Source organism: Alteromonas sp. NFXS44 (assembly GCF_040148705.1).
In the GTDB taxonomy this organism is placed as follows: Bacteria; Pseudomonadota; Gammaproteobacteria; order Enterobacterales; family Alteromonadaceae; genus Alteromonas.
In genome coordinates, this window is record NZ_JAGDEA010000008.1 from 105414 (window position 1) to 130075 (window position 24662).

General features: G+C 48.3%; 23 protein-coding genes. 12 read left to right on the forward strand and 11 right to left on the reverse strand.

Going from position 1 to position 24662, the window contains the following annotated elements:
• Window positions 1–9 precede the first annotated feature (9 nt).
• The 5 genes from J3369_RS11535 to J3369_RS11555 all read left to right on the forward strand — a co-directional run bounded on the left by J3369_RS11535 (window position 10) and on the right by J3369_RS11555 (window position 8987).
• The gene (locus J3369_RS11535; protein WP_349586904.1) at window positions 10–402 is read left to right on the forward strand and encodes an OsmC family protein; all 393 of its coding nucleotides are present in this window, start codon (window positions 10–12) and stop codon (window positions 400–402) included.
• Complete coding sequence (locus J3369_RS11540) at window positions 399–1274, forward strand: EamA family transporter (RefSeq protein WP_349586906.1); 876 nt, start codon at window positions 399–401, stop codon at window positions 1272–1274. The genes J3369_RS11535 and J3369_RS11540 overlap by 4 nt, the downstream gene beginning before the upstream one ends.
• A 258-nt stretch (window positions 1275–1532) precedes the next feature.
• Entirely contained in the window at window positions 1533–2600 is a 1068-nt protein-coding gene (locus J3369_RS11545; protein WP_349586909.1) for an efflux RND transporter periplasmic adaptor subunit, read from the forward strand.
• Window positions 2601–2623: 23 nt separating this feature from the next.
• Complete coding sequence (locus J3369_RS11550; RefSeq protein ID WP_349586911.1) at window positions 2624–5920, forward strand: efflux RND transporter permease subunit; 3297 nt, start codon at window positions 2624–2626, stop codon at window positions 5918–5920.
• Window positions 5913–8987 (forward strand): efflux RND transporter permease subunit, encoded by a 3075-nt coding sequence (locus J3369_RS11555; protein ID WP_349586914.1) that lies wholly within the window; start codon window positions 5913–5915, stop codon window positions 8985–8987. Before J3369_RS11550 ends, J3369_RS11555 begins: the two co-directional genes overlap by 8 nt.
• Window positions 8988–9060: 73 nt before the next feature.
• Here J3369_RS11555 and J3369_RS11560 read toward each other — a convergent pair whose 3' ends face one another.
• A complete protein-coding gene (locus J3369_RS11560) occupies window positions 9061–9381 on the reverse strand; it encodes a hypothetical protein (protein WP_349586916.1) in 321 nt (106 codons plus the stop codon).
• 668 nt (window positions 9382–10049) lie between these two features.
• Between J3369_RS11560 and J3369_RS11565 the strand changes: the two genes are divergently transcribed.
• The 5 genes from J3369_RS11565 (at window position 10050) to msrQ (ending at window position 15034) form a co-directional block, all read left to right on the forward strand.
• Window positions 10050–11282, forward strand: a complete 1233-nt coding sequence (locus J3369_RS11565; protein ID WP_119501502.1) for a pyridoxal phosphate-dependent aminotransferase — start codon at window positions 10050–10052, stop codon at window positions 11280–11282.
• Complete coding sequence (gene yfbR / locus J3369_RS11570; RefSeq protein WP_349586919.1) at window positions 11282–11887, forward strand: 5'-deoxynucleotidase; 606 nt, start codon at window positions 11282–11284, stop codon at window positions 11885–11887. The genes J3369_RS11565 and yfbR overlap by 1 nt, the downstream gene beginning before the upstream one ends.
• 85 nt (window positions 11888–11972) lie before the next feature.
• The gene (locus tag J3369_RS11575) at window positions 11973–13307 is read left to right on the forward strand and encodes an anti-phage deoxyguanosine triphosphatase (RefSeq protein WP_349586922.1); all 1335 of its coding nucleotides are present in this window, start codon (window positions 11973–11975) and stop codon (window positions 13305–13307) included.
• Between the two features lie 107 nt (window positions 13308–13414).
• A complete protein-coding gene (msrP, locus tag J3369_RS11580) occupies window positions 13415–14422 on the forward strand; it encodes a protein-methionine-sulfoxide reductase catalytic subunit MsrP (protein WP_349586925.1) in 1008 nt (335 codons plus the stop codon).
• A 6-nt stretch (window positions 14423–14428) separates the two neighbouring features.
• A complete protein-coding gene (gene msrQ / locus J3369_RS11585) occupies window positions 14429–15034 on the forward strand; it encodes a protein-methionine-sulfoxide reductase heme-binding subunit MsrQ (protein ID WP_349586928.1) in 606 nt (201 codons plus the stop codon).
• A 102-nt stretch (window positions 15035–15136) separates the two neighbouring features.
• Here msrQ and J3369_RS11590 read toward each other — a convergent pair whose 3' ends face one another.
• From J3369_RS11590 to J3369_RS11600, 3 genes are read right to left on the reverse strand one after another with little or no spacing between them, the layout of a single operon-like run.
• Window positions 15137–15661, reverse strand: a complete 525-nt coding sequence (locus tag J3369_RS11590) for a RidA family protein (RefSeq protein WP_349586931.1) — start codon at window positions 15659–15661, stop codon at window positions 15137–15139.
• 15 nt (window positions 15662–15676) lie between these two features.
• Window positions 15677–16072 carry a c-type cytochrome gene (locus J3369_RS11595; protein ID WP_119501508.1) on the reverse strand — a complete coding sequence of 132 codons (396 nt, stop codon included), beginning with the start codon at window positions 16070–16072 and terminating at the stop codon, window positions 15677–15679.
• A gap of 16 nt (window positions 16073–16088) precedes the next feature.
• Window positions 16089–17672: a flavin monoamine oxidase family protein gene (locus J3369_RS11600; RefSeq protein ID WP_349586934.1), complete on the reverse strand. Its 1584-nt coding sequence runs from the start codon at window positions 17670–17672 to the stop codon at window positions 16089–16091.
• 364 nt (window positions 17673–18036) lie between these two features.
• Here J3369_RS11600 and J3369_RS11605 point away from each other — a divergent pair, with 364 nt between their 5' ends.
• Both J3369_RS11605 and J3369_RS11610 read left to right on the forward strand, forming a co-directional pair.
• Window positions 18037–18396, forward strand: coding sequence for a deoxyguanosinetriphosphate triphosphohydrolase (locus J3369_RS11605; RefSeq protein WP_232373349.1), 360 nt, complete (start codon window positions 18037–18039; stop codon window positions 18394–18396).
• Window positions 18397–18446: 50 nt separating this feature from the next.
• Window positions 18447–18911, forward strand: a complete 465-nt coding sequence (locus tag J3369_RS11610; RefSeq protein WP_349586937.1) for a YchJ family protein — start codon at window positions 18447–18449, stop codon at window positions 18909–18911.
• Between the two features lie 54 nt (window positions 18912–18965).
• On the opposite strand, the gene J3369_RS11615 is transcribed toward J3369_RS11610, so the two are convergent.
• The 7 genes from J3369_RS11615 to pabC form a co-directional block, all read right to left on the reverse strand.
• Window positions 18966–19766, reverse strand: a complete 801-nt coding sequence (locus J3369_RS11615) for a DODA-type extradiol aromatic ring-opening family dioxygenase (RefSeq protein WP_349586939.1) — start codon at window positions 19764–19766, stop codon at window positions 18966–18968.
• Between the two features lie 123 nt (window positions 19767–19889).
• Window positions 19890–20459, reverse strand: a complete 570-nt coding sequence (locus J3369_RS11620) for a pyridoxamine 5'-phosphate oxidase family protein (RefSeq protein WP_349586941.1) — start codon at window positions 20457–20459, stop codon at window positions 19890–19892.
• Entirely contained in the window at window positions 20446–21216 is a 771-nt protein-coding gene (locus tag J3369_RS11625; RefSeq protein ID WP_349586943.1) for a TatD family hydrolase, read from the reverse strand. The genes J3369_RS11620 and J3369_RS11625 overlap by 14 nt, the downstream gene beginning before the upstream one ends.
• A gap of 15 nt (window positions 21217–21231) precedes the next feature.
• Window positions 21232–22122, reverse strand: a complete 891-nt coding sequence (gene holB, locus J3369_RS11630) for a DNA polymerase III subunit delta' (RefSeq protein WP_349586945.1) — start codon at window positions 22120–22122, stop codon at window positions 21232–21234.
• A complete protein-coding gene (gene tmk, locus J3369_RS11635) occupies window positions 22119–22736 on the reverse strand; it encodes a dTMP kinase (RefSeq protein WP_349586947.1) in 618 nt (205 codons plus the stop codon). The genes holB and tmk overlap by 4 nt, the downstream gene beginning before the upstream one ends.
• A 1-nt stretch (window position 22737) precedes the next feature.
• Complete coding sequence (mltG, locus tag J3369_RS11640) at window positions 22738–23757, reverse strand: endolytic transglycosylase MltG (RefSeq protein WP_349586949.1); 1020 nt, start codon at window positions 23755–23757, stop codon at window positions 22738–22740.
• Window positions 23741–24547: an aminodeoxychorismate lyase gene (gene pabC / locus J3369_RS11645; RefSeq protein ID WP_349586952.1), complete on the reverse strand. Its 807-nt coding sequence runs from the start codon at window positions 24545–24547 to the stop codon at window positions 23741–23743. The genes mltG and pabC overlap by 17 nt, the downstream gene beginning before the upstream one ends.
• Window positions 24548–24662: the final 115 nt, after the last annotated feature.

Consider the following 24662-nt stretch of genomic DNA (forward strand, 5'->3'; position numbering starts at 1 on the left):
AGGAATAACATGAAAGCAAAAGTTGTATGGGATAACGATCTCACTTTTACCGGTACCACAGATTCCGGCTACAAAACCGTGATGGACGGCAACGGACAGGCTATCTCTCCTATGGAATCGGTGTTGATTGCAGCCGGTAGTTGCTCCAGTATCGATGTGGTGGATATTCTAAAGAAGGGCCGGTTCGACATTTCCCATTGTGAATGTGAACTGGTGGCAGAGCGCGCAGAAAACCCGCCCAAAGTTTTCACTAAAATCATTGCCTGTTATAAAGTAAAAGGCGAAGGTTTATCTGAAAAAGCCGTTGCCAGAGCCGTACAACTGTCAGCAGAAAAATACTGTTCAGTGATGTTAATGCTGGCAGGTAACGTAGAGATCGAAACCCGCTTCGAAATTCTGTGACCTGGGTATTCTTTACCGTTGGCGCGGTAATCCTGCAAACATTCAGAAACGCCTTTCAAAGTAAACTTAGCCAGCACGTCAACACCTCAGGTGTGACGCTGGCCCGTTTTCTTTTTGCTCCGCCAATCGCCCTCGCTTATCTGATTACGCTTTATCAGTTTTATCCTGTGGGCATACCGGCATTTGACGGCACTTTTATCGCCTATATTCTGGTGTCCGCAGTCATGCAAATTGTGGCCACATCCCTTATGGTGGTGTTGTTTAAGCAAAAAAATTTCGCTGTGGGCGCCGGACTGGCAAAAAGCGAGGCGCTGGTTGCCGCGGTTTTAGGCACCCTGTTCTTCGGCAGTCAGCTAACGTCCCTTGGCTGGCTGGGGATCATTATCGGGGCTGTTGCGGTATTTGTACTGAGTGGTGCAACCCGTAAGGGTGAACTCAGCCTGAAAACCATACTGACCGGGCTAGCCTGCGGTGGCAGTTTTGCACTGACCTCACTGTTTATCCGCGAGGCGGCCAATCAGCTTTCTGTTCCCTTCCCGGTGAATACTGCCTGGGGACTGCTGTGGGTTCTGTGCATTCAGACACTGATCCTCTGTGTTTATATTTCTATAAAAGAACCCTACGTGTTCCGGCAACTTCGCCGTCAGCCGGCCCTGACACTAGCTGCCAGTACCACCAGCTGTTTTGGTTCAGTTTGCTGGTTCAGTGCTATGACTATTCAGTATGTGGCCTATGTAAAAACACTGGGACAGATAGAAGTACTGACCACCATGGTCATTTCGGCGATGATGCTGAAAACACCGGTCAAACGTCACGAAGTGACTGGCCTGGTGCTTATTGCTATAGCCGCAATATGTGTGATGTGGAGCTGACAACCGGCTTCATTCTTCCCTTTTTGAAGCCCTGATGTCAGTCCGCTCAGTAGCCTCTCAATAATTTTGCTTAACAGTGATTTTAACACCAGTAATTAGTGGTTTTGACTAATACTTGTGTATCTCGCCAACTCCCCTCCTCTCACCAAAAACCCTAAACTGTTGAAAATAATGATAATTATACGAAAGTTGTAGAGTGGCATGGTCAATGCTGTTACGGGGTATAACTTATAACAGTACTCACTACGGGCTTTGACCATGGAAACCAGAACACCTTTATTACTTGCAGCAACCTTTTCACTTGGCTTACTCAGCACGACCCTTGCCGGTTGCGGCAATGCCGGCGCCACGGATGAAGAAAAGGAAGAGGCCGTTATCATTACTATTCCTGTTGAGGCGACAACCATTCAGCGGGGTGAAATTTCTTCAAATTATGCAACCACCGCTATTTTAGAAGCACAGGAAGAAGCGTTCGTTGTCGCCAGAGCATCCGGCATAATCGAACATATCCTGGTTGAAGAAGGTGACTATGTTGAAAAAGGTCAGATCCTGGCGCAACTTGACAAACGACGTTATGAACTGAACCTGCAAAAAGCCAGAGCTGACTTAGCCGGTATTGAGCAGGAACTGGCGAAAATGAATAAGGTGTATTCCCGCAAACTGATCAGTGACGATGCGTTTGAGAAGCTGACCGCTCAGTTTGAGTCTGTACAGGCGAATGTTGAACTGGCCGAACTGGATCTGAAAGAAACCACCATCACCGCCCCTATCAGTGGCTATATTGCAGAGCGTAATGCCAAAGTCGGTAACCTGACTGAATCCTTCCAGCGCGAACGTATGTTTCATATTGTTCAGCAAAAATCCCTGCAAGGCATTGTCTATCTGCCCGAGAGCGAACTCTCTCAAATCCGCAATAATCAGCAGGCTACACTGACTATCCCCGCACTGAACCACCGCAAAGTTACTGCCCGCGTGGCACGGATAAGCCCGGTCATTGATGCCACAACCGGCACATTTAAAGTGACTCTGAACGTACCCAATGACGAAGAAACACTGAAAGCCGGTATGTTCACTGAAGTTGCCCTGAATTATGACACTCACAGTGATACGCCGCTTCTGCCGCGCTCTGCACTGGTGAGTATTGATAACGAGAGCAATGTATTTGTTGTCCGTGACGGAAAAGCATTAAAAGTGCCTGTGACGTTAGGTTTTGAAGATGCCGGCATGGTGGAAATTATCAGCGGCCTCACCGGTAACGAAACCGTTGTCACCGTTGGCCACCAGAATCTTAAAGATCAAACCCCTGTAGACGTCGTTAACAGCTGATTTTACGCGCAAAGGAACTGACAATGAGTATTGTAAAATTAGCGGTTAAACGTCCGGTCGCCATCGCCATGTTCACTGCCGCCATTCTGCTGTTTGGTATGGTGTCACTGAGCAGACTGTCGGTGAATCTGTTACCTGAACTGTCATACCCGACCCTCACAATCCGCACTGACTACGAAGGTGCTGCGCCTGCGGAACTCGAGCAACTGGTGAGTAAGCCGGTGGAGGAAGCAGTAGGCGTGGTAAAAGGCGTCAAAAGCGTTAAATCAATTTCCAGAGCTGGTCAGTCTGATGTGGTACTGCAGTTTTCCTGGGGAACTGACATGGACTTTGCCAGCCTGGAAGTTCGGGAAAAGCTGGATATTCTGCAACTGCCACTGGATGTGGACAAGCCCCGGCTTTTAAAGTTTAACCCCTCTATGGACCCGGTAATGAAACTGGGCCTGTCGCTGACACCGGACGCCCTTTCAATTGATCCCCGCGTGGCAGCGGAACAAATGAAGACACTGCGCTTATTTGCAGAAGAACAGATAAAGCGCAAACTGGAGTCTGTTGAAGGTGTTGCCTCTGTGCGGCTGGGCGGCGGACTTGAAAACGAAATTCAGGTACTGGTTGATCCCCGGAAAGCCAGTCAGCTGGGTGTCAGTATGAGCACCATTATCACCCGTTTACAGGAAGAGAATGTCAATGCCGCAGGGGGCAGGCTGGATGACGGCACGCAGGCATTTCTGGTACGCACACTCAACGAATTTGAATCCCTGAAAGATATCGAAAATGTGTATATCAGCCGGTTTGAAGGCAAAAATGTTCAGTTAAAAGATGTGGCCAGTGTCAGTAATCTGTACAAAGAAAGAGATGCTGTCACCCGTTTTAACGGTACGGAAGGCACAGAGATCGCCATCTATAAAGAAGGCGATGCAAATTCTGTGGATGTGGCAACACGGGTTCTGACCGAAATTGATGCGTTGTCCGGAGCCCTGCCTGCTCAATATCATCTTGAAACCATTTATAACCAGAGCACCTTTATTAAGCAGGCCATCGACGATGTTAAAACGTCAGCGATGATCGGCGGCTTGCTGGCAATGCTGGTGATTTACCTGTTTCTGCGGGATTTCCGCACTACGCTAATCATCTCGGTTTCCATTCCGGTTTCCGTCATAGCCACCTTTAATCTGATGTATGGTAATGACATCAGCCTGAATATCATGAGTTTAGGTGGTATTGCGCTGGCAGTAGGTCTGCTTGTGGATAACAGCATTGTGGTGCTGGAGAATATCGACAGACACCGCAAACTCACGAACGGTAACAAAGCCCTGGCGGCAGAGCGCGGTACAGAAGAAGTGACCGGTGCGATTATTGCCTCCACACTCACCACGATGGCGGTGTTTGTGCCTCTGATATTTGTTGAAGGTATCGCCGGGCAGTTGTTCCGTGATCAGGCGATGACCGTGTCATTTGCTCTCGCGGCTTCTCTGGTCGTGGCTCTGACACTGATCCCTGCTCTTGCAGCACGCAGCCGCAGCACAGAACCTGCTCACACGGAGACTTTCAGCCAGCCCGTCGTGCCCTCATCTGCACATCCTGCCCTGCGCGGCCTTAAAGCAATTCTCACATTTCCGTTCCGGTTGCTGTTTATTTACTTACCTCAGGCATTATTCACTGTTATTTTTGCTCTGTGGAAGGCTTTATCAGTATGCTTTGGCGTGCTGTTCCGTCCGCTCACCGCACTGGTAGCAGCAGGCTTCAGTTTGCTGGAAAAAGGCTATGATAAAGCAATACGCGGTGCCCTCTCACAACGGGCCATGGTCCTTGTTATTGCCCTTGCCATTACTGCCAGTTCTGTACTGTTATTGCCACGCCTTGGAATGGAACTTATTCCGAAACTCACTCAGGGAGAGTTTTACGTCGAAGTCACGCTGCCGGCTGGTACCCGTGTTCAGCATACCGACGCCTTACTGGCCCGGCTGGCTGAGGTCACCAATGTTCAGGCCGGCGTGGAACGAAGCTATTCGCTGGCCGGCACCGGCAGTTTACTCAGCGCAGCCCCGGGACAGGGTGGTGATCACTGGGGTCAGTTAAATGTTGTGATGAAGCCCGGTGCAGGCACTGATGACATGGAACAGGTAAAAACAGCCATGCGGCAATTTCTGTCATCGCAGGCCGGCGTACAAAGTCAGTTTGGCGAACCTGAGTTATTCAGTTTTGCAGCCCCGTTGCAGATCCAGTTGCAGGGCTACGATTTAAACCAGTTACAACAATACAGCCGGGCGATTATGTCAAAGCTTGAGCAAAACCGGCGCTTTACTGACATCACCAAAACACTGCAGGCCGGTAATCCCGAGCTTAAAATAGCCTTTAATAATGCCGCACTTGCCAGACTGGACCTGGACGCAAAGCAGGTTTCGGATGTTGTTGCAGCACAAGTTGGCGGTAAGGTGGCAACTCAATACTCTATGGATGACAGAAAGGTCGACATTCTGGTACGTAATCAGTTGCAACAACGGGATAATGTTAACGACGTCAGACAAATTATAGTCAATCCGGACAGTGATTTCCCGGTACCACTATCCGCTGTTGCTGATGTGTTTATGAGTACGGGACCGTCTGAAATTACCCGCGAAGACCAGCAACGTGTGGTGCTTATTAACGCTAACCTTGCTTACGGCGATTTGGCTGAGGCCGTGGAAGAAGCGCAGGCAGCAATGGCATCAATACGTTTCCCCCTGTCATTGAAAGCCGTAGTAGCCGGGCAGAGCGAAGATATGCAGGAAAGCTTTGCGTCACTGCAGTTTGCTTTAGCCCTTGCTGTTTTTATGGTTTATCTGGTCATGGCGTCTCAGTTTGAATCACTGTTACATCCACTGCTTATTTTGTTTGCCGTGCCACTTGCCGGTGCAGGCTCTGTGTTCGGGCTCTGGCTCACTGACACACATATCTCTGTAGTGGTATTTATCGGTCTTATCATGTTGTGCGGGATTGTTGTGAATAATGCCATTGTGCTTATCGACCGCATTAATCAGCTCAGGGCTGCCGGCATGGAAAAAAATGCAGCGATTATCGATGCAGGGAAAAACCGTTTACGCCCGATTGTGATGACAACTCTTACCACTATTCTTGGCCTGTTACCCATGGCAATTGGTTTCGGCGATGGCGCAGAAGTGCGTACGCCCATGGCGGTCACCGTGATATCAGGATTAACCTTTGCCACTTTGCTGACACTGGTACTTATCCCGGTACTGTACAGCTTATTTGATACGAAAGAATTTGCGGCAAGTCCGGCACTTTCAGAGGAAGAGAACGGAGAATGCACTTATGGATAATCACGCTTCTGCCGGGGCTGCCCGTCTGGCCCGGTTTGCTTTGACCCACCCGGTTACCGTTTGCATGTGTTTTTTGTCCATGTTGCTGTTCGGCGTTATGGCATCCCGGTTATTACCCCTGGAGAAATTTCCCGGAATCGATATTCCTGAGATAGTGGTTGAAGTGCCATACCGTGACGCCACGCCATCTGAAGTTGAGCGCATGATAACCCGTCCGGTAGAAGAAGTACTGGCTACCATGTCAGGAATCAAACGCCTGCAGGCCACATCCATGGAAGACCTGGCGCAAATTTTCATCGAGTTTGACTGGGATGAAAATATCAAAGCCAAGAGCATTGAAGCCAGAGAGAAAATCGACGCTATCCGCCACGAATTACCGGATGATGTTGAACGGATACTTGTTTACAAATTCAATACCAACGACATGCCAGTATTTCAGTTAAGGGTATCCAGTGCACGGGATTTAAGTAACGCTTATGACTTACTGGAAAGAAACCTTAAGCGCCCGCTGGAACGGGTACCGGGCGTCTCTAAAGTGGAACTTTACGGCGTGTTGAAAAAGCAGATTGTCATCCGCTTAGATCCGCAACAACTCAGTGCACTTAAAATCGATACAGCCAAACTGAGTCAGCGGCTGAGACAAGCTAATTTTTCAGCGTCGGCGGGAGCACTTGGTACTGAAAATAAAATAATCATCAATCCGGCCGGAGAATTCACTGATATTACCGACTTTGAAAATCTGATTGTAAGACCCGGGATCCGGCTGAAAGACATTGCTACCGTGAGCTGGGAAAGCCCGGAACGCAACGAAGGCCGGCATCTGGACCGGACTTACGCGGTTGGCTTCAATGTATTTCGTGAATCAGGCAGTAATCTGGTTGAAGTAGCAGCCAAGGTCATGGCGGTAATTAAAAAAGCAGAGTCAGACCCTGAGTTTAACGGAATCAACCTGTTTGTGATGGATGACACCGCGAAAAGTGTCAGTTCGTCGCTAGGCGATCTGATCATGGCAGGTTTACTTGGGGCGCTGTTGTCTGTGGCTGTGCTTTATGTATTTTTACGTCAATTATCCACCACTTTCATTGTTGTCCTCTCGGTGCCCTTCTCTATTTGTATTACCCTTGGCGTCATGTACCTGATGGGCTATTCCCTGAATATCCTGTCCCTGATGGGCCTGATGCTGGCGGTAGGCATGCTGGTGGATAACGCGGTGGTTGTCACAGAAAGTATTTTTCAGGCCCGTCAGAGTGACAGCAACGCGGTGCGTGCCACACAGACTGGCATCAATAAAGTAAGCCTTGCGGTTATAGCCGGCACGGCCACGACAGCTATCGTGTTTCTGCCTAACATTGTGGGCGTCAAAATTGATATCACGGTATTTCTGGAGCACGTGGCCATTGCCATCTGTATTTCACTGTTTGCCTCTTTGCTGCTGTCGCAGACATTGATCCCCTTGCTGGTTTCAAAAGTGAAAGTACCGGTGGAAAAGAAGTTAATCCAACCCGGCTATATTATCCGCTACGGACGGTTGCTTAACTGGTCACTGGCACATCAGAAAACAACCGGTTTTCTGGCGTTACTGATATTACTCAGCGCAGCCATACCACTGAGCCAGATTAGCGGAGATGATGAAGGGAATAATGATAATGAGCGTATATGGCTTGAATACCACATCACGCAAAATTACAGCCTTGAAGAGGTGGAATCTACCGTCAATAAAATGGAAGCATTTCTGTATGAAAATCAGCAGGCTTTTCATATTAAACAGGTTTATACCTATTTCGAAGCCGGTCATGCGGTATCCGGGATCACATTGAATGATGAATTACCTGTACCGGTGTCAGACATTAAAGAGGCAATCCGCGAAAAAATGCCACAATTTGCCAGAGCCCGTCCGTCGTTCCAGTGGGACAGTGGTAATGGTGGCGGTGTCCGTCTGACACTACTCGGAGAGTCTTCTACCCGCCTTCGGGAACTCGCTGATGCACTGGTGCCGGTTCTGGCCAGCATCGACGGACTGGAGGACGTGAAAGCCGATGTGGGCAGTGAAAAACAGGAATTTCAGATCACTATTGATCGTGAAAAGGCCTGGCGGGCCGGAATCAGACCAGACGACATTGCCGGCCTGGTAGGCACTGCGCTGCGGGGCATAAACCTGCGCACATTCCGCTACGGCGATTCCGGCGAAACCGGTGTGAGACTGCTGTATGGCGAAACGGAACAGGCATCACTGCAAACCCTCAAAAGTCTGGTTGTGAGTCATGTTGATAACCGCCCTGTTACCTTAGATATGATTGCCGGTATTACGGTAAAACCTCAGTTGTCCGAAATTCGCCGGTTCTACCGCCAGACCGCACTGTCTGTGGGAGCTAACCTTGCTGAAGATGTGACCGTGGAGCAGGCAAGAGAACGGATAGAAAATGCCATGGCGTATGTTGCTTTACCAGAAGGCTACCAGTGGACTCTGGATGGCAGTTTCCGCCGGCAGGATGAGGCTTTCGCGGTCATGCAGATGAATATGTTGCTGGCTGTCTGCATGATTTATATCGTCATGGCTGCACTGTTTGAATCACTGTTGTTACCTGCCGCAGTGATCACATCACTCTTATTCTCGTTCACCGGCGTATTCTGGGCGTTTTTTGTGACCGGTACGTCGATGTCGGTAATGGGGATGATAGGCATGCTGATCCTGATGGGTATAGTGGTCAACAATGGCATTGTACTGGTCGACAGGATCAATCAGCTGGTAAATGAAAATGTCCCATTGTACCGTGCAGTAACAGAAGGGTGTATGTCACGCATCAGGCCGGTGCTTATGACCGTGGCAACAACCGTACTGGGGTTGGTGCCTCTGGCTGCAGGCAGCACAAAAATAGGCGGAGACGGGCCGGCATATTCACCTATGGCCATTGCGATAATCGGAGGACTGCTATTCTCAACACTAACCAGCCTGGTACTGGTACCTATGGCTTACGTGGCTTTACTGAGATTGCGGTTTAACGTGGCAAAAATGATGACGAAAAGCAGGGAATCAGTGAATCGTCGTTTTCAGGCGGGAAGAGAATAACGGTAGCCATTGATCAGGGTGGGAGCATCCATAATTGCTATGGCGTCCACCCTGCTCTTTAGCCAACCCACGCTTAGCTGCGTGAAGTCAGGAATTCATGTACGTCTGATGCTTCACGTTGTACAGAGAAGTCAACCAGAGTAGAACCGTTGCAAGTCAAACCGTCTTCAGCAGTCAGCATACGCAGAACTTCACGCTCAGTAGCAGCTATACGACCAACGTTACGGCTCAGGTTAACACGCAGTGCACGTACATCGTCAGTAGCAACAGCTTTACAGAAACCGGCGAATTGAGTGTCACCGATAAAACGGTATTCTTTATCAGCAGCAAAAGCAGGTGCAGAAACAGCAGCAACGCTCAGTACAGCAGCAAGAGTTTTAGTGATAGCTTTCATAATTCATTTCCTCAAAGTTTGGCGAACTTATTATTTTGTCTTCAGAACCCTGTGCCCTGTCGACGTATATATTTATCCTACAAAATCCGCGTAAATGCTGTTGTATTATTGTTTCAGGTGGGTAACAGTTTGGTAAAAGGCAATGAATCAGCTTTGTTACATTTGCAAATCATTGTTTTTATTTGATTATTCCTGAATGCATATTTCGAAATAGAATAACAAATAAGAATATAATGAGATATAAGTCTAAAAATTGAGCTTGGAACAGCGAAATTTAAAGCACTCTTTCTGAAAGTTTAACAAAATTTCACATGTAAAATACGATTTGCCGGACCAAAAAAGCCTAAATTCTGTAATTAAATTACATTTCAACCCCTACTTTTGACTACATACACCAGGAAAAATGCTCATTATTTACGCATAAAAATGTATAAAGCCGGCACTAAAAATACAGTAGCAATATGTGCTTTTAAAAAAATACTCATCATAAGATGAGACAAAAGGATGCAACGGATCACGAAGAAACCATTCATTTAATAGTGAATACCGGAATAACTTCCTCCCTTATCACCATAAAATGATGATAAAGATAACAAAATCCTCTTAACAGACACCCAGCCGATGCGATACTCTGTCAGCCCTTTTACGCTGATAGATTAGAAGACCTGATGAAACCTGTAGAACGCTCTCACAAACTGGATAATGTATGTTACGACATCCGGGGTCCTATTGCGGCGCAAGCACGCAAGATGGAAGATGAGGGACATCGAATTCTGAAACTGAATATCGGGAATCCGGCGCCATTCGGCTTTGAAGCGCCTGACGATATTCTGAAAGATGTTATTTATAATCTGCCCACTTCCCAGGGGTATTCAGAATCTGCAGGTATCTATGCGGCCCGTGTTGCCGTGATGCAGTACTACCAGCAAATGAACATTCCGGACATCCGCATTAATGACATCTTTATTGGCAATGGCGTCAGTGAAATGATCATGATGGCAATGCAGGCATTACTGAATACCGGCGACGAAGTGTTGATTCCAAGTCCTGATTATCCATTGTGGACAGCCGCAGTAAGCCTGTCTTCAGGAACACCTGTGCATTATCGTTGTGACGAAGAGGCAGACTGGTTTCCGGATATTGACGATATTAAAAGTAAAATCACCAGCCGCACCCGGGCAATCGTCTTAATTAATCCGAACAATCCTACCGGTGCGGTTTACGACAAAACCTTATTGCAACAGGTGGTTGATGTAGCCAAAGAACACGGCCTCGTTATTTTCTCTGATGAGATCTATGACAAAATTCTCTACGACGGTCATAAGCATACCTGCATTGCTTCCCTGACTGATGAAGTGTTCTGTGTGACGCTGGGCGGTTTGTCTAAAAATTACAGGGTAGCAGGTTTCCGTGCCGGCTGGCTGGTAGTCAGCGGTAACAAGCGTATTGCTAAAGACTATATAGAAGGGATCAACATGCTTGCATCCATGCGGATGTGTGCCAATGTGCCCTGCCAGAGCGCGATTCAAACAGCGCTGGGTGGATATCAGAGCATCAACGATCTGGTTCACGATGGTGGTCGCCTCAAAATCCAGCGGGATGTGGCTGCAGATATGCTGAACAGTATTCCCGGCATCCACTGTGTAAAACCTAAAGGCGCAATGTATTGCTTCGCCCGGGTCGACGCGAAAAAATTCAATATCAGCAATGACGAGCAGATGATTTTTGATTTGCTGAATGAAGAGAAAATTCTTCTTGTCCACGGCCGGGCATTTAACCTTCAGGAAGGCTGTTATTTCAGACTGGTATTTTTACCCCATGCTGACATCCTTAAACCTGCACTTACCCGCATCGGTTCGTTCTTCAAACATTACCGTCAGCACGGACCGGAAGTAATATAATGTCAAAGCAAAGCACGTTTTTAGCCTGGATCCTGCGTATGCCCCTGATCAAACGCTGGTCTCTGATGCATACCGTCAAAGGGGAAAATATTGCTGAGCATTCCCATCAGGTTGCGGTTGTTGCTCACCTGCTTGCAGTCATCCGTAAAGAACATTTTGGCGGTACGCTCAGCCCTGAACGTGCCGCGACTATTGCGCTTTACCATGAGGTCTCTGAAACGAAACTGTCAGATATCAATCATGTCACCAAATACCATAATCCCCGCATCACACGGGAATTTAAGAAATTAGAAGACGCTTCCGAAAAAGAATGTGTCTCTTCTTTGCCTCTGGCATTACAAAAGCATTTCTCAGATTTGGTGGTACAGGCCAGTGTGGATCCTGAATATAAAACGCTGGTGAAAGCCGCCGATCTTATCTCGGCCTGGTTAAAAGCCTGCGATGAAATTGCTTTCGGTAACCGCGAGTTTATTCCCGTCCGTGACCGCCTCGACGACATGCTTGCCCATTTTAAAGAAAAGCTGCCGGAAGTCCGTTATCTGTTCGACACCTTCACAGACAATTGTCTGGTCAGCGTTGATGAACTGTCACAACAGGATATCTGACTCCCTCAGCCCTTTGTAATTCAAGGGTTTGATGCTATGTTGAACACTGAATCAACACGCATAAATGTGAGAGAGTAACTGCAGTATGCCGGATTTTTCGTCAAAGTGGTGTGAAAGACGTTTGCCACGCAGTCAATCCCGGGACGGTGATCACAGAAACCCGTGGCAACGGGACAAAGCCAGAGTGCTGCATTCCGCCGCTTTCAGGCGGTTGCAGTCGAAAACACAGGTGCTGGGGGCCGGACTCAGCGACTTTTACCGCACCCGTCTTACCCACTCACTGGAAGCCGCTCAAATCGGCACCGGCATAACCGCTCAGTTACAGGGCAAGTTTCCCGGCGAAACCCGCGAGTTGCATCTCGACAGCAGCCTGATTGAAACCCTCTGTCTGGCTCATGACATCGGTCACCCTCCTTTCGGGCATGGTGGTGAAATTGCACTGAATTATATGATGCATGATCACGGCGGCTTTGAAGGAAACGGACAGACCTTCCGCATTATATGCCAGCTGGAACCCTATACTGAAGAGCACGGCATGAACCTTTGCCGCCGCAGTATTCTGGGACTGGTAAAATACCCCAATTTTATCGATACCCTTACAAACCCTGCCTGTCTCGGTACCCGGCCGGGTTCATTGAGGCAACTTCAGGCCTCGCACTGGCACCCTCCCAAAGGGCTTTACCGTTGTGATGAAGCATTGTTTGACTGGCTGCTCGACCCTCTGGGCGATGATGAAAAAGACCGCTTCATGGCATATGAGCACAATGAAGACAGACACGGGAAAACTCGTTACAAATCTTTTGATTGTTCCATTATGGAACTGGCGGATGATATCGCATACGGGATCCATGATCTCGAAGATGCCATCGTGATGAAAATGGTCTCGGTCAGCGCCTTTACTGAAGCCGTAACCAAACCTCTTGCAGAAATGGATGTCCCTTGGCTGTCTGCAGAGATCACATCACTCACAAAACGCCTGTTCAGTGAGCGTCATCACGAACGGAAAAATGCCATCGGTGCACTGGTAAATAGCTTTATTACCGCGATTGTGATTGAAGAAAATGCTGTATTCAGCCATCCCCTGCTCCGGTATCAGGCCGTTATGCCTGAGCGGCACTTCAACGCCCTGGCTTTATTTAAGGATTTTGTATTTCAGAAGGTCATCAGGAAAACCGAAGTTCAGTTACTGGAGTACAAAGGTCAGCAAACAGTGATGGAACTGTTTGAAGCATTCAGTTCAGAACCGGAACGGCTGTTACCGGATAATACACGCAGCCGCTGGCTGAAGGCGCAGGAACAGGATAACGGTCACAGAGTCATTTCCGATTACATATCAGGCATGACAGATGAATTTGCCGCAAGGCTGTATGCGAGTTTGTTTTTACCTAAACAAACTGCACAATTCGACGGCTTCAGTTGAAATCACGGAATTGCAGCACCGTATAGCCTGTAAATGAACAATATTTAATTGAAATAAAATCACTGTGATACCGGTCTTACAGATGTGTTTTTATAAAAAGGGTAGTTATGGCTCACCGCTTCAAACCATCTCAGACATTCAAAGATTGTGACGTTACTGATGAATCTGTTTACCGCGACCGCCGCAATGTGATCAAATCATTAGGCTTTGCCGGGCTTGGTGCGCTCATGTCGCAACCTGCATCAGCTTTTGGCTGGTTCACTGATGATGAAGAGAAAAAAGACACGTTCAGGACACGACCTCTCGATTTTTCCGTGAATGAAAACTTTAAACCGGATGAGGTGCTTACACCGGAAGCAAAAGTAACGTCCTACAATAATTTTTACGAATTCGGCACAGACAAAAGCGATCCTGTCAATAACGCGCAGCAATTCATCACCGACCCCTGGACGTTGAAAGTAGACGGTCTGGTCGAAAAGCCTCTTACTCTCGATTACGATGATTTATTTACCCGTCTTGCGCTGGAAGAGAGAATTTATCGTTTACGCTGTGTCGAGGCCTGGTCTATGGTTATTCCCTGGACGGGATTTCAGCTAAGTCACTTGCTTGCGGAGGCGAAACCATTATCGTCGGCTAAATATGTGGCGTTCAAAACACTATATGATCCTGAGCAGATGCCCGGCCAGCGAAGCCGCTTCACCGGAGGTGGAATTGACTACCCTTATGTAGAAGGCTTACGTATTGATGAGGCAACGCACCCGCTAACCATGCTGGCAAACGGTGTCTATGGTAAAAGCCTGCCACCACAAAACGGTGCGCCGGTAAGACTCGTCGTGCCCTGGAAGTATGGCTTCAAAAGTATCAAATCCATCGTCAGTATTACGTTAACAGACAAAGAGCCGCCAACAACCTGGAAACGTCTGGCCCACCGGGAGTACGGCTTCTATGCGAATGTAAACCCGGCGGTTGATCATCCCAGGTGGAGTCAGGCTTCTGAAAGACGGATCACCAGTGGTGGTCTGTTTAATCAGAACCGCATCCCTACCCGCCCGTTTAACGGATACCAAGAAGTTGCATCACTGTATTCAGGTATGGATTTATCTAAGTTTTATTAGGTTTCAATGAAGAAAACGTTGTTTTCACGCCCTGTCAGGCTGACATCATTTCAGATCAACAGTATTAAGTTCGTGATCCATGCCTTGGCATCGGGTTACCTGGCGTTGCTATTTTATGCCGGTATCAATGATCAGCTGGGTGCCGATCCGGTAAAAGCGCTGCTCCATTCCAGCGGGATTATGGCGGTGAACCTTTTACTTTTTACCCTCGCGTTGTCACAGATAGCAAGACGTCTGCCCTGCGCCGATATTATTAAACTCAGAAGAATGGCAGGGGTCTATGTGTTTGTATACGCACTGGCGCATTTTCTTACCTGGCTGGCGTTTGAACTGCAGTTTGCCTGGCAGATGGCCGGCGCAGAGATCGTTGAAAGGCCTTATATACTGGTGGGTTTCGCCGCCTTATTGATCCTGCTTGCACTGACGGTCACGTCTCCGTTGTTCATCAGGAAAAAAATGAGACAGCGCTGGCAACCCCTTCACAACACCGTATGGGTGGCATTGTTTCTGGCCATTTTGCATTACACCTGGTCACTTAAAACAGGCTGGCAGGAACCGGTATTTTACTGGCTTGTTGCCGGTATATGGTTTAGTTTACGCTATGTCAGGTAGACAGATACTGGCGGGATGAAAGAAAAGCTGAGAGTAACATACCCTGTATTTAGTAAAATACCGGCGAAAGCATAGTATCGCCGGCACAATACTCTTTGAGAATTACTCAGGACGAACCGCAGTCACTTCAATCTCTACCAGATAGTTAGGGTTCGCCAGACCGGCAACCTGTAAAGCTGACCGTGAAGGCAAGTTAGGCTGTTCATCTGTTCCGAAAAACTGAGTATAGCCTCGCATAAAGCCGGCAAAGTCCATTTTCCCGTCCATTTCAGGATCCCCGACCAGAAATGCCTGCATCTTGATGACATCGCCCATAGTGAGCCCCAGACTTTTCAAGTTTTCGTCGATACGTTTCATGACGCTCACGGTTTGCATTTCTGTATCACCGTAGGCCTCCCTGCTGCCTTCCGGTGCGTCAGGGTTGCTTACGCCGGGTACAGACCCGCTTAAAAATACAATGGTACTGGTTGCCGGCACTTCAGAGGCGCGCAGTATGGGGAAATCTGAACCAATTAAACCGTGACGTATAACAGTTTCTTTCGGGGTGGAGGTTGCTTCTGCTTCACTGCAACCTGTATTTGCAAGTACAGCACTCAGTAGTAACGGGGCAACTAATAACTTTTTCATTTACGTTTTTCCTTTTTATCTTCGGGCAATGGTTTTAACGTCTTCTGCACTCACGGTGTCAGTAAAATGGTTACCAAAGTGGGTACGTGTATAATTCACCACTTCGGCGATTTGTTCATCGGATAAATATTGTTTTAATGCGGGCATACCACCCATACCGTTGCTGACCATAAATGTGACATAGGGAGCAGCACTCAGTTTGGGATTGTTTGCCAGTGCAGGATATGCGCCTGCACCTTTGGCGCCCTGTGCATCAGGCATATGGCATCCCTGACAAATAGCGTGATACAGCTCATCTCCGGACACTTCTTCAAAATTCTTACCCTGAGAAAAACCGGCATCATCAGTAGCAAATGCACAGCTGCTCAGAAGCAGTAAACCGGTACCGGCAACGTTAATTAATGATTTCATTGTTCTGTCCTCTCTTTCATGCAGCCGTTGTCAGTGCTTTGGCATGTAACCGTTCAATAGCGTCCCGCGCCGAAGCTATGGCCCCTTCCTGCCATGCAGGCAGATTTGAAGTATGCTCACCGGCCAGTACCAGACGACCATCTACCTGACACAGGTTTTCATAGTGTTCTTCCCGCTTTTCTTCAGTCCACACGCCGTAGCATCCTTGTGTCCAGGGCACTCTGTGCCAGCCAACGGCAATGCCGTTGTCGAACTCCTGTTCGTATTGCGGATGGATCTGTTTGCCGTACTGAACGGCTTTTTTGACTCTCTCCTCCGGTGGCAACGAGGTAAATTCGAAAGCGTTCGGCCCCCATACATAGCCGCCCAGCAACACACCTTTGCCTTTGTCACAAAACTTTGTACTGGGATAACTGATATTAGTAATGGGCAGATTGGTGTATGAAACACCGCCATAAATTGCATCGTCCTGCTCCCAGAAGCGGCGCTTAAATTCCAGGCCCACTTTGACTGACGCTGCGTAAGGCACCGAGCGAATAGCGGTTTTCATGGCATTACTTGCTGTGACAGGGATCTGTGAAAGAATCGAGAGAGGAATTGTGCACACACACCAGTCAGCCTGTGCCTCTTTGGCACTCCCCTGCAGGTCGTATTTCACTGTTACACCGGAGTCGCTCTGATCAACAGATGTGACTCTGGCGTTGTATTCGATGAGATCGCCAACCCGTTTTTCAAAGGCTTTCGCAATACTGTCCATACCACCAACAGGCTGAAAAATACTGCTCTGGAATTCGATGTCCTGGCCATTCACTATGTATTTCCACAGTTCAGACTGCAGTAAAGCACTTTGGTCAAACAATTCGGAGGGTTCAGGTTTGGGTGACAGTCCGCCGCCCGGTGGTACTTTAAAGCCACGGCGTAAACTTGTCTCATAGGACTTTTTATAGGCAGAAGATTTATCCAGTGCTCCCCAGTGACGAAGAGACTCAAAAAGCTTCTCTCTGTCTTCACCGCTCAATTCAGCATCAAGTGCATTCTGGTTAATGACTTTACTTAATAACTCAGCAGCATATCCCTGGTAATCAGCCTGCACTTCGCGGTAACGCTGGGGTTTACCGTTAAACGCTTTAGTTGAATGCACGTAAGCGTTGTAGTTAACCTGAATAAAAGGCTCAATGGGTACGTTAAACTCATTGATGTAAGACATCACATGATGGTGATGATAGGGCACACGCCAGGGACCCGGATTGATGTAATTCCCCTCAGCGAACTGACATTGCTGGGTCGCACCACCCAGTTCTGTATAAGTATCGCCACCACGGAGCGTCCAGCAACGACCACCGGCTCTGCCATTAAACTCAAGGATTTTCACCTTGTAGCCGGCTTTGCGCAGCTCATAAGCCGCTGTCATACCCGCAACACCGGCACCCAATACCAGTACAGATGCCCCTTTCTTCGTACCGCTTAATTTCAATGTACCGGGCTTTGTAGATTCGGCTGCAAAACCCAGTGAACTCATTGCCTGATACATCGCGCCGGCGCCCGCGGTTTTACCAATCCACCCTAATAATGCACGGCGGCTCATACTATGACTGCTCAACGACTGCCCTCCTTGTACCTAATGAAATATCGACAGATACGCATATATTGCACTGTAAGTACCACATTGAGCTGAGCAGGGTTAAACGGTCAAAAAATACGATAATCCGCTGAACCGGCCACAATATGTTATTTCTATGTGAAGTTTAGATCATTTATTGCTCAAACTCAGGACACCTGTTGCCCTATTAAGATGCATTCGATGCACCAATGTTAAAAGTGTTAACGACTTCAGCCCACGCCACTGCTGGCTTGCTGTCCAAATCTGTTTGTTGCGCTGCTTTTTTATGCAAAAAAATACTTGCACAAGTCGTCACCCTGAAATACTGTATACCCATACACTGTATAAACAAACAGGGATTACCATGACTCATTCAAACAACGTCGTACAACTCAGCTTTGCCTTTGATGGCGCACCCCGTGAAGTTTCACGTCCCCGTGGCTGGTCGTACTTACTTGCAGAATCGGTAGCCTTTAAAAAAGATGTGCCACACAGTATCCGTATGCAGAAACCTTCGGAAGAAGATGTACCCGGATGGATTTCAAGGCTCATCATGTCTGGTCAGTGCAAGACGATATATGTAGAGAATCTGGCTCTGGACGATCAGCAACGGGTGGTAATTCAACAATTATGTCGCCGTTATGCCGTTTCAGTTGTGAATCTGCGGGTTACCAACGATGAACAAAACAGCGAAATGAAGAATGTGGTTACCGGGCCTTGGTGATAACTCTGCACAAAGGTACACTGCCCCGAAAAAGTTAAACGGGCAAAATAATGCAGTGTTATTGCAATAGCGGTAAAGACAGAAATCAGTGTTGCGGGCCATTACTTGCCGGCCAGCAAGAGGCGCCTTCACCGGAACAACTGATGCGTTCGAGATACACAGCGTATGTCAGCAAAAATTATGATTACGTACTCAAAACCTATACAGCATCAAAACGGGCAGATTTGACTGTCAGTGCACTTGAAGAAAGTGCATCCGGCACGACCTGGCTCCATCTGGATGTATTGCAAACAGATACAAACCATGTGGAATTCAGAGCGTGGTATGCGGAGAGGCGGAAAACCGGTGTTCTCCATGAAACATCACTGTTCCTGAAAGAAAACGATTGCTGGCGCTATGACAGTGGAAAACTGCATGACGATACCGGCACCGTCAAAATTAGCAGAAACGATCCCTGTTTCTGTCAGAGCGGTAAAAAATTTAAAGTTTGCTGCCAGCGAAAGACCGGTTCCTGACGGAAGTGCAGACCAGGACAAATATCAAAGCATCCTGAACGACCGCCCAGTCAGTCACCATAAAAAGGTTGTCGCCAGTTTTCCTGCAATGTGCGTTTGAAAGGCCTGCTTTGCCGGTTTGCCTGCCAGTCCGTAACATACGTGTAAGGGCAATAAGTGTTCTTCACGTGGATGGCAAAATCTGGCATTCGGTGCCGTTGTTTCCCAATTGATGAGTTGATGTGAGCGCTCTCCTTCCCTGATACCGACACCAGTCATCAGTGTTTTCAGCCAGAGCTGAAAAGCATCATTCATTTCATCTGCACCGGCAACCGGTTTGAAGAACGCTTTCATATTGTGGAAGGAAAACCCTGAACCTATCACCAGCGTTTTAGATAAATCACATTTTGCCAGCGCCTCACCCATGCGTACATGCATAGCAGCGTCCAGATGCTTGCTTAATGATAACTGTACGACAGGAATATCAGCCTGAGGAAACATGATTTTCAGCGGCACGAACATACCGTGGTCAAATCCTCTTTCCGGTGACACTGATAGTTTTATACCAGCCGCTCTGACAGACTCTTGTAATGCCCCGGCAAATTGAGGATCCCCCGGGGCCGGATAGGTAATACTGTAAGCTTCTTCCGGAAAGCCATAATAATCATAAATTAAACCGGGTGACGGATGCCCTGTTACGCTAAAGGTACTTTCCTCCCAGTGTGCACTGATCAGAAGAATACGTTCCGGAACCGGCAATGAGGCAGCGATCCCGCTTAGTTGATCCACCATACTCTGGTGAGAAGGCTCACCAAGAAGCGGAAATGGTCCGCCACCGTGAGAAAGATAAATAATATTCTGAGCAAGATTTTGCATAAATACTCCGGGAAACAGAAACTGCTATCGTGTTGACAGTTATTTTCCTATTGATCCCGCGTACTGTCTGTATGCTTAAATGAAACGGTGAAGACGATTTAATGAAATGGTGATTACCGGTTTTCAGGGGATAACAGCCCGGATTTGCCAGTCGCTATCACATCGAGTCTGGAATTCCCGATATTGAGGGTTACCCTTAAGATTCAGGTAATCAACTGAGTCTGCCCTGAAAGCCAGCTTGCAGAAATACGGCGGGGGTGTATTCATATTGCCTTCCGCCTTGAGAGGCTTTGCCGGTTGTCTGGCAGAACCCGGCACACCCCACAGAAATTGCTTTTTACCCTGTACAGACATTTCAGACCATGCGCGGTGAATATCTTCCGGTGCGTTATCCGCAGTGATAATAGTGGTAGTGCAATTTAAACGGTATTGCTCTCTGCTGCCGGTAAAGTACCAGCAAATAGCAGCATTGGCATTTGCCTTAAGTGCATCAGCCTTTGCGGTTCTCAGATCAGACACCGCGTAAATAATCCCTTCATCACTATCGAGATGCCGGAAAACCAGCGTGCGGTTTTCCGGCAAGCCGTCCTTGCAGGTGGCAACCTGCATGAAGCGGCTTTCAGGTGAATCTTTACCGGCCTGTAAGCTTTTCAAAAGCCGCTCAGTCCAGATAAGGGGTTTATTGTCTGACATGACTGAATAAAGTGTAAAAGTTTTCCGTGGTCTGTCTGGCCAGTTCTTCCACGGTTACCCCTTTTACTGATGCAATAAATTCAGCCACTTCGACCACAAAGCCAGGCTGATTTTGTTTTCCCCTGTGAGGAACCGGTGCCAGCCATGGAGAATCCGTTTCTATCAACAAGCGCTCCATGGGTAACGCTTTTACCACTTCACGGAGTTCATCCGCTGAGTTAAACGTCACAATGCCAGAAATGGAAACATAAAAGCCCATATCGATAGCAGCAAGGGCCATATCGAGACTTTCGGTAAAACAATGTAATACCCCTTTTGTTTCGGGATTTTTATGTTCCTTAAGCAAAGACAGTGTGTCTTCGCGGGCATCCCGGGTATGAATGATCAGCGGTTTTTTAAGGGCATTCGCAACCTTGATATGATCCACAAATGAAGCGAGCTGCACTTCTTTCGTGTCAGCACTGTAAAAATAATCCAGACCCGTTTCACCAATTGCAACGACTTCAGGATTAGACGCTTTCTCAAGCAAGGTATCGTAATCACAGGCATCTTCCTGATGTAAGGGATGTACCCCGCAAGACACAGACACATCAGGAAAGTCTTTTACTGCTTCATACATGTCATCGTAGTCTTTAACAGAAACAGATACGCACAGGAAATGCTCAACTCCCCGCTGACGGGCAAACTTCAGGGTTTCTTCCAGTCCGGCCTCGTCCATTTTTAAACGGTCCAGATGGCAATGGGAATCTACGAACAAAATTCAGTACCTTATTTATAACGGGTTAACAGAAAAAACGGCCAGTACGCCGGTGAGGATCACCGCTTTATTTACGCCGGGATGCTGCAGTTGTGCAGACGCCTGCTGACATTTTAAAGACGCCCGGTAATCGTCGGAATGCAGTGTGCGGATATATTTTTCATGGGCATCGCTTTGCAACCATTTTACCACCTGAACAGCGTGCTCCTGCCATTTCACAGCCAGACTGCGGGGAGATTCTTTGTTCCCCATCAAATCCGCAATCCCCTGCTGATAGCCGGTGAACGATAACCCTCCGGCACCTTCCTGCAAACTGTCCAGAACAGTATAAGGCGCATAGCCGTAGGCTTTTAAGGTTGCCGGGGTAACGTCAGTCATGCCCTGCGCGCAAAGCCAGTCGATAACGGTCTGCTCGGCCGGTAAAGGAATATCATGTTTTTCGCACCGGCTCAGAATAGTGGGTAACAGTGCAGTTTTGCGACTGGTAAGTAATAATAAATAAGTATTTACCGTCGGTTCTTCCAACGTTTTGAGTAACGCATTAGAGGCCGCTTCTGTCATGGTATCCGCGTCAGGGATCACCAGTACCTTATTGTTACCCAGCTGAGCAGTCCCTGCTAACTTTTGTATGCCACCCCGTACAGCATCGACGCCGAGTTGCTTTTCACTGACAAGCTGATGATAGTCGGGATGGTTACCGGCTTCAAAAAGCAGACAACTCTGGCATTGACCACAACTGCCTTCATCTGATACCTGTTTGCACAGTATGGTTTTTGCCAGTGCTGTCGCCAGTACACGTTTGCCGGTACCTGCAGTACCTGACAGCAACAATGCGTGATGCAGACTACGCAACCGGAGTCTGTCTGTAAACTTCAGCAACAGAGGTCGCAGCCATCCGGGCATCATGGCAGGTTGGCCTCCAGTGTACTTAACACATCCTGATGTACGTTTTCCATAGTCTGCATGGCATCAATGAGAAATGCCGTCGGCGATTCATTTGTCAGTGAAAGATATTTTTCACGGGTGCGCTGAAAAAAAGCCAGCCCGGAACGTTCGATCCGATCTAACTCTCCCCGTCCCCTTGCCCGTTGCAATCCGGTTTCCGGTTCAACATCAAGATACAAGGTGAGATCGGGACCAAAGCCCTGCAGACACAATTCCCTCAGTGCCATCAACTTATCTTCAGGGATTTGCCTGCCGCCGCCCTGGTAGGCAAGTGAGCTCATATCGTGACGGTCACCCAACACCCACTCTCCTCTTTCAAGGGCCGGATGGATAACGTTAACCAGCAACTGACGGCGGGCAGCATACATCAGCATTAATTCCGTTTCTTCGGCTACCGCTTCCTGCCAGTCACCTTTAACACATTCACGTATAGCCTCAGCCATAGGCGTACCGCCCGGCTCACGGGTACAAATACAGGTATGCCCGCGGCTTTCAATGAACTGTTTCACTACCTCAATTACTGAGCTTTTACCTGCTCCTTCAAGGCCCTCTATAACAATGAATTTTCCTGACATATTATTCTTTTTTGATATTCCGCTGATACTGGTTAACGGCCTCATTGTGGGCTTCCAGCGTAGATGAAAAAACATGTGTCCCGTCACCGCGGGACACAAAATAAAGCGCATCCGTCAGCGACGGATTCAGAGCCGCATCGATGGCCGCTTTACCCGGCATAGCAATAGGTGTGGGCGGTAAACCGTTTATAGTATACGTATTGTACGGTGTTTTACCCCGCAGGTGCTTGCGGGTCAGATTACCGTCAAACTCATCGCCAAGACCATAAATAACGGTGGGATCGGTTTGCAGACGCATACCACTGTCCAGCCTGTTAACAAATACACCGGCAATGAGGGGCCGCTCGCTGGCGATGGCTGTTTCTTTCTCAATAATTGACGCCATGATCAGCACATCGTAAGGCGTTTGATAGGGTAATGCCCCCGGGCGGCTATCCCATTGTGGCTGAAGATACCGGCTCAAAGCTTCACCTGCACGTCTGAGGATATCAGAAACAGAGGTACCGGCAGTATAGTGATAGGTGTCTGCCAGGAATAACCCCTCAGGCCAGGCCTGTGAATCATAACCTTCAACAGCGGCTGCCAGCCCGGACAATGCATCATCTCCGGTAACATCCTGAACCAGATTCATATCGGCTCTGAGCAGCATCAGCCACTGGCTGAGCGTCAACCCTTCCACAAGACTTATCTGAAACTGATATTCATCACCACTGGCAAACAGATACAGAGCGTCCACTGCAGACATCCCCGGTGTTAACTGATAGGTACCCGCTCTGACAGCACTGGCCTGCTGATCCAGTTTCAACCACACTTTTGCAGTAAGAAGAGGGAAAGACGCCATGCCGTTATCCAGTAAGTCGCGGACAACAGAAGTTGCAGAACTGCCCTGTGGTACGGTGTACAAAACGTCATCTTCTAACGAAAGTGGTGCTGTGAGTTGTTTAACAGACCAGAAATAAGCGATGGCCAGGAAAGCAAACCCGGCAAAGAGCACTGCAAGGATACTAATCAGGCGTTTCATGTTCCCTCTCATAAGCCTCATTCATTTGCTGCTGCAACGTCCACACCGGCCCGCAATCGAAGCAAACCTCTGCATCATCAAACTGAATACGGTTCAGCGGTACAATGTGCATCAACGCATTACATAAAAAAACCGCGTTGGCTGCTTTAAGATCTGAAATCGTAAATTTCCCTGTTATCACAGGCTTTCCGGCCTGCTCAAGGGTAGAAAGAATAAACGCCCGGTAAACACCGGCTACGCCGGCGTTATCCAGTGATGGCGTATACCACTGACCGTCTGCAAACCAGAACACATTGCTGGCACTCGCCTCTGTTACGTAGCCCTGCATATCACACACGATGGCATCATCGAGGGTAATCTGTTCTTTCACCAGCACCTGCTCGAGCCGGTTGATATGTTTGATACCTGCCAGTAACGGCTGTAATCCCAGTGTCACCGGGCTGATATCAGCAGTAATCCCCTGCTTCTGCCAGCAAGCATACTGAGCCGGCACAGAGAAGTCAGATAACCGCCAGACAGCAGATTGCCCTGCAGGACGTTGATAGCCACGACCGCCACAACCTGAAGAAATGTGCACTTTCAACACACCATCAGTCAGTTTTTCCGCTGCCGCATGCACTTGTTCAGTCAGCAAGGCCAAATCTACAGTTAATCCCAACCGGGCACTGTCATTTTGTAACCGCTGTGCATGAAGAGACCACAGAGCAACACGGCCACAAGCCACATGCATTGTGGTAAACATGCCATCACCGTATTGAAATGCGCGGTCCTGATGTATGTCTTCAGACATAAAGAGTGTGAGTCATTGATAAAATTCAGTGCGGAAGTATACCAGCAGATGCAGGGATTTACAGTGTGCAGACGCGGCTTACAAAAACCGGAAGCGAGTTACGCATAACCAATCG

What these genes read in the sequence shown, in the direction of transcription:
- J3369_RS11535 (WP_349586904.1), top strand. Translation starts at nt 10, where the DNA reads ATGAAAGCAAAAGTTGTATGGGATAACGATCTCACTTTTACCGGTACC.
- J3369_RS11545 (WP_349586909.1), top strand. Translation starts at nt 1,533, where the DNA reads ATGGAAACCAGAACACCTTTATTACTTGCAGCAACCTTTTCACTTGGC.
- J3369_RS11550 (WP_349586911.1), top strand. Translation starts at nt 2,624, where the DNA reads ATGAGTATTGTAAAATTAGCGGTTAAACGTCCGGTCGCCATCGCCATG.
- J3369_RS11555 (WP_349586914.1), top strand. Translation starts at nt 5,913, where the DNA reads ATGGATAATCACGCTTCTGCCGGGGCTGCCCGTCTGGCCCGGTTTGCT.
- J3369_RS11560 (WP_349586916.1), bottom strand. Translation starts at nt 9,381, where the DNA reads ATGAAAGCTATCACTAAAACTCTTGCTGCTGTACTGAGCGTTGCTGCT.
- J3369_RS11565 (WP_119501502.1), top strand. Translation starts at nt 10,050, where the DNA reads ATGAAACCTGTAGAACGCTCTCACAAACTGGATAATGTATGTTACGAC.
- yfbR (WP_349586919.1), top strand. Translation starts at nt 11,282, where the DNA reads ATGTCAAAGCAAAGCACGTTTTTAGCCTGGATCCTGCGTATGCCCCTG.
- J3369_RS11575 (WP_349586922.1), top strand. Translation starts at nt 11,973, where the DNA reads ATGCCGGATTTTTCGTCAAAGTGGTGTGAAAGACGTTTGCCACGCAGT.
- msrP (WP_349586925.1), top strand. Translation starts at nt 13,415, where the DNA reads ATGGCTCACCGCTTCAAACCATCTCAGACATTCAAAGATTGTGACGTT.
- msrQ (WP_349586928.1), top strand. Translation starts at nt 14,429, where the DNA reads ATGAAGAAAACGTTGTTTTCACGCCCTGTCAGGCTGACATCATTTCAG.
- J3369_RS11590 (WP_349586931.1), bottom strand. Translation starts at nt 15,661, where the DNA reads ATGAAAAAGTTATTAGTTGCCCCGTTACTACTGAGTGCTGTACTTGCA.
- J3369_RS11595 (WP_119501508.1), bottom strand. Translation starts at nt 16,072, where the DNA reads ATGAAATCATTAATTAACGTTGCCGGTACCGGTTTACTGCTTCTGAGC.
- J3369_RS11605 (WP_232373349.1), top strand. Translation starts at nt 18,037, where the DNA reads ATGACTCATTCAAACAACGTCGTACAACTCAGCTTTGCCTTTGATGGC.
- J3369_RS11610 (WP_349586937.1), top strand. Translation starts at nt 18,447, where the DNA reads ATGCAGTGTTATTGCAATAGCGGTAAAGACAGAAATCAGTGTTGCGGG.
- J3369_RS11615 (WP_349586939.1), bottom strand. Translation starts at nt 19,766, where the DNA reads ATGCAAAATCTTGCTCAGAATATTATTTATCTTTCTCACGGTGGCGGA.
- J3369_RS11620 (WP_349586941.1), bottom strand. Translation starts at nt 20,459, where the DNA reads ATGTCAGACAATAAACCCCTTATCTGGACTGAGCGGCTTTTGAAAAGC.
- holB (WP_349586945.1), bottom strand. Translation starts at nt 22,122, where the DNA reads ATGATGCCCGGATGGCTGCGACCTCTGTTGCTGAAGTTTACAGACAGA.
- tmk (WP_349586947.1), bottom strand. Translation starts at nt 22,736, where the DNA reads ATGTCAGGAAAATTCATTGTTATAGAGGGCCTTGAAGGAGCAGGTAAA.
- mltG (WP_349586949.1), bottom strand. Translation starts at nt 23,757, where the DNA reads ATGAAACGCCTGATTAGTATCCTTGCAGTGCTCTTTGCCGGGTTTGCT.
- pabC (WP_349586952.1), bottom strand. Translation starts at nt 24,547, where the DNA reads ATGTCTGAAGACATACATCAGGACCGCGCATTTCAATACGGTGATGGC.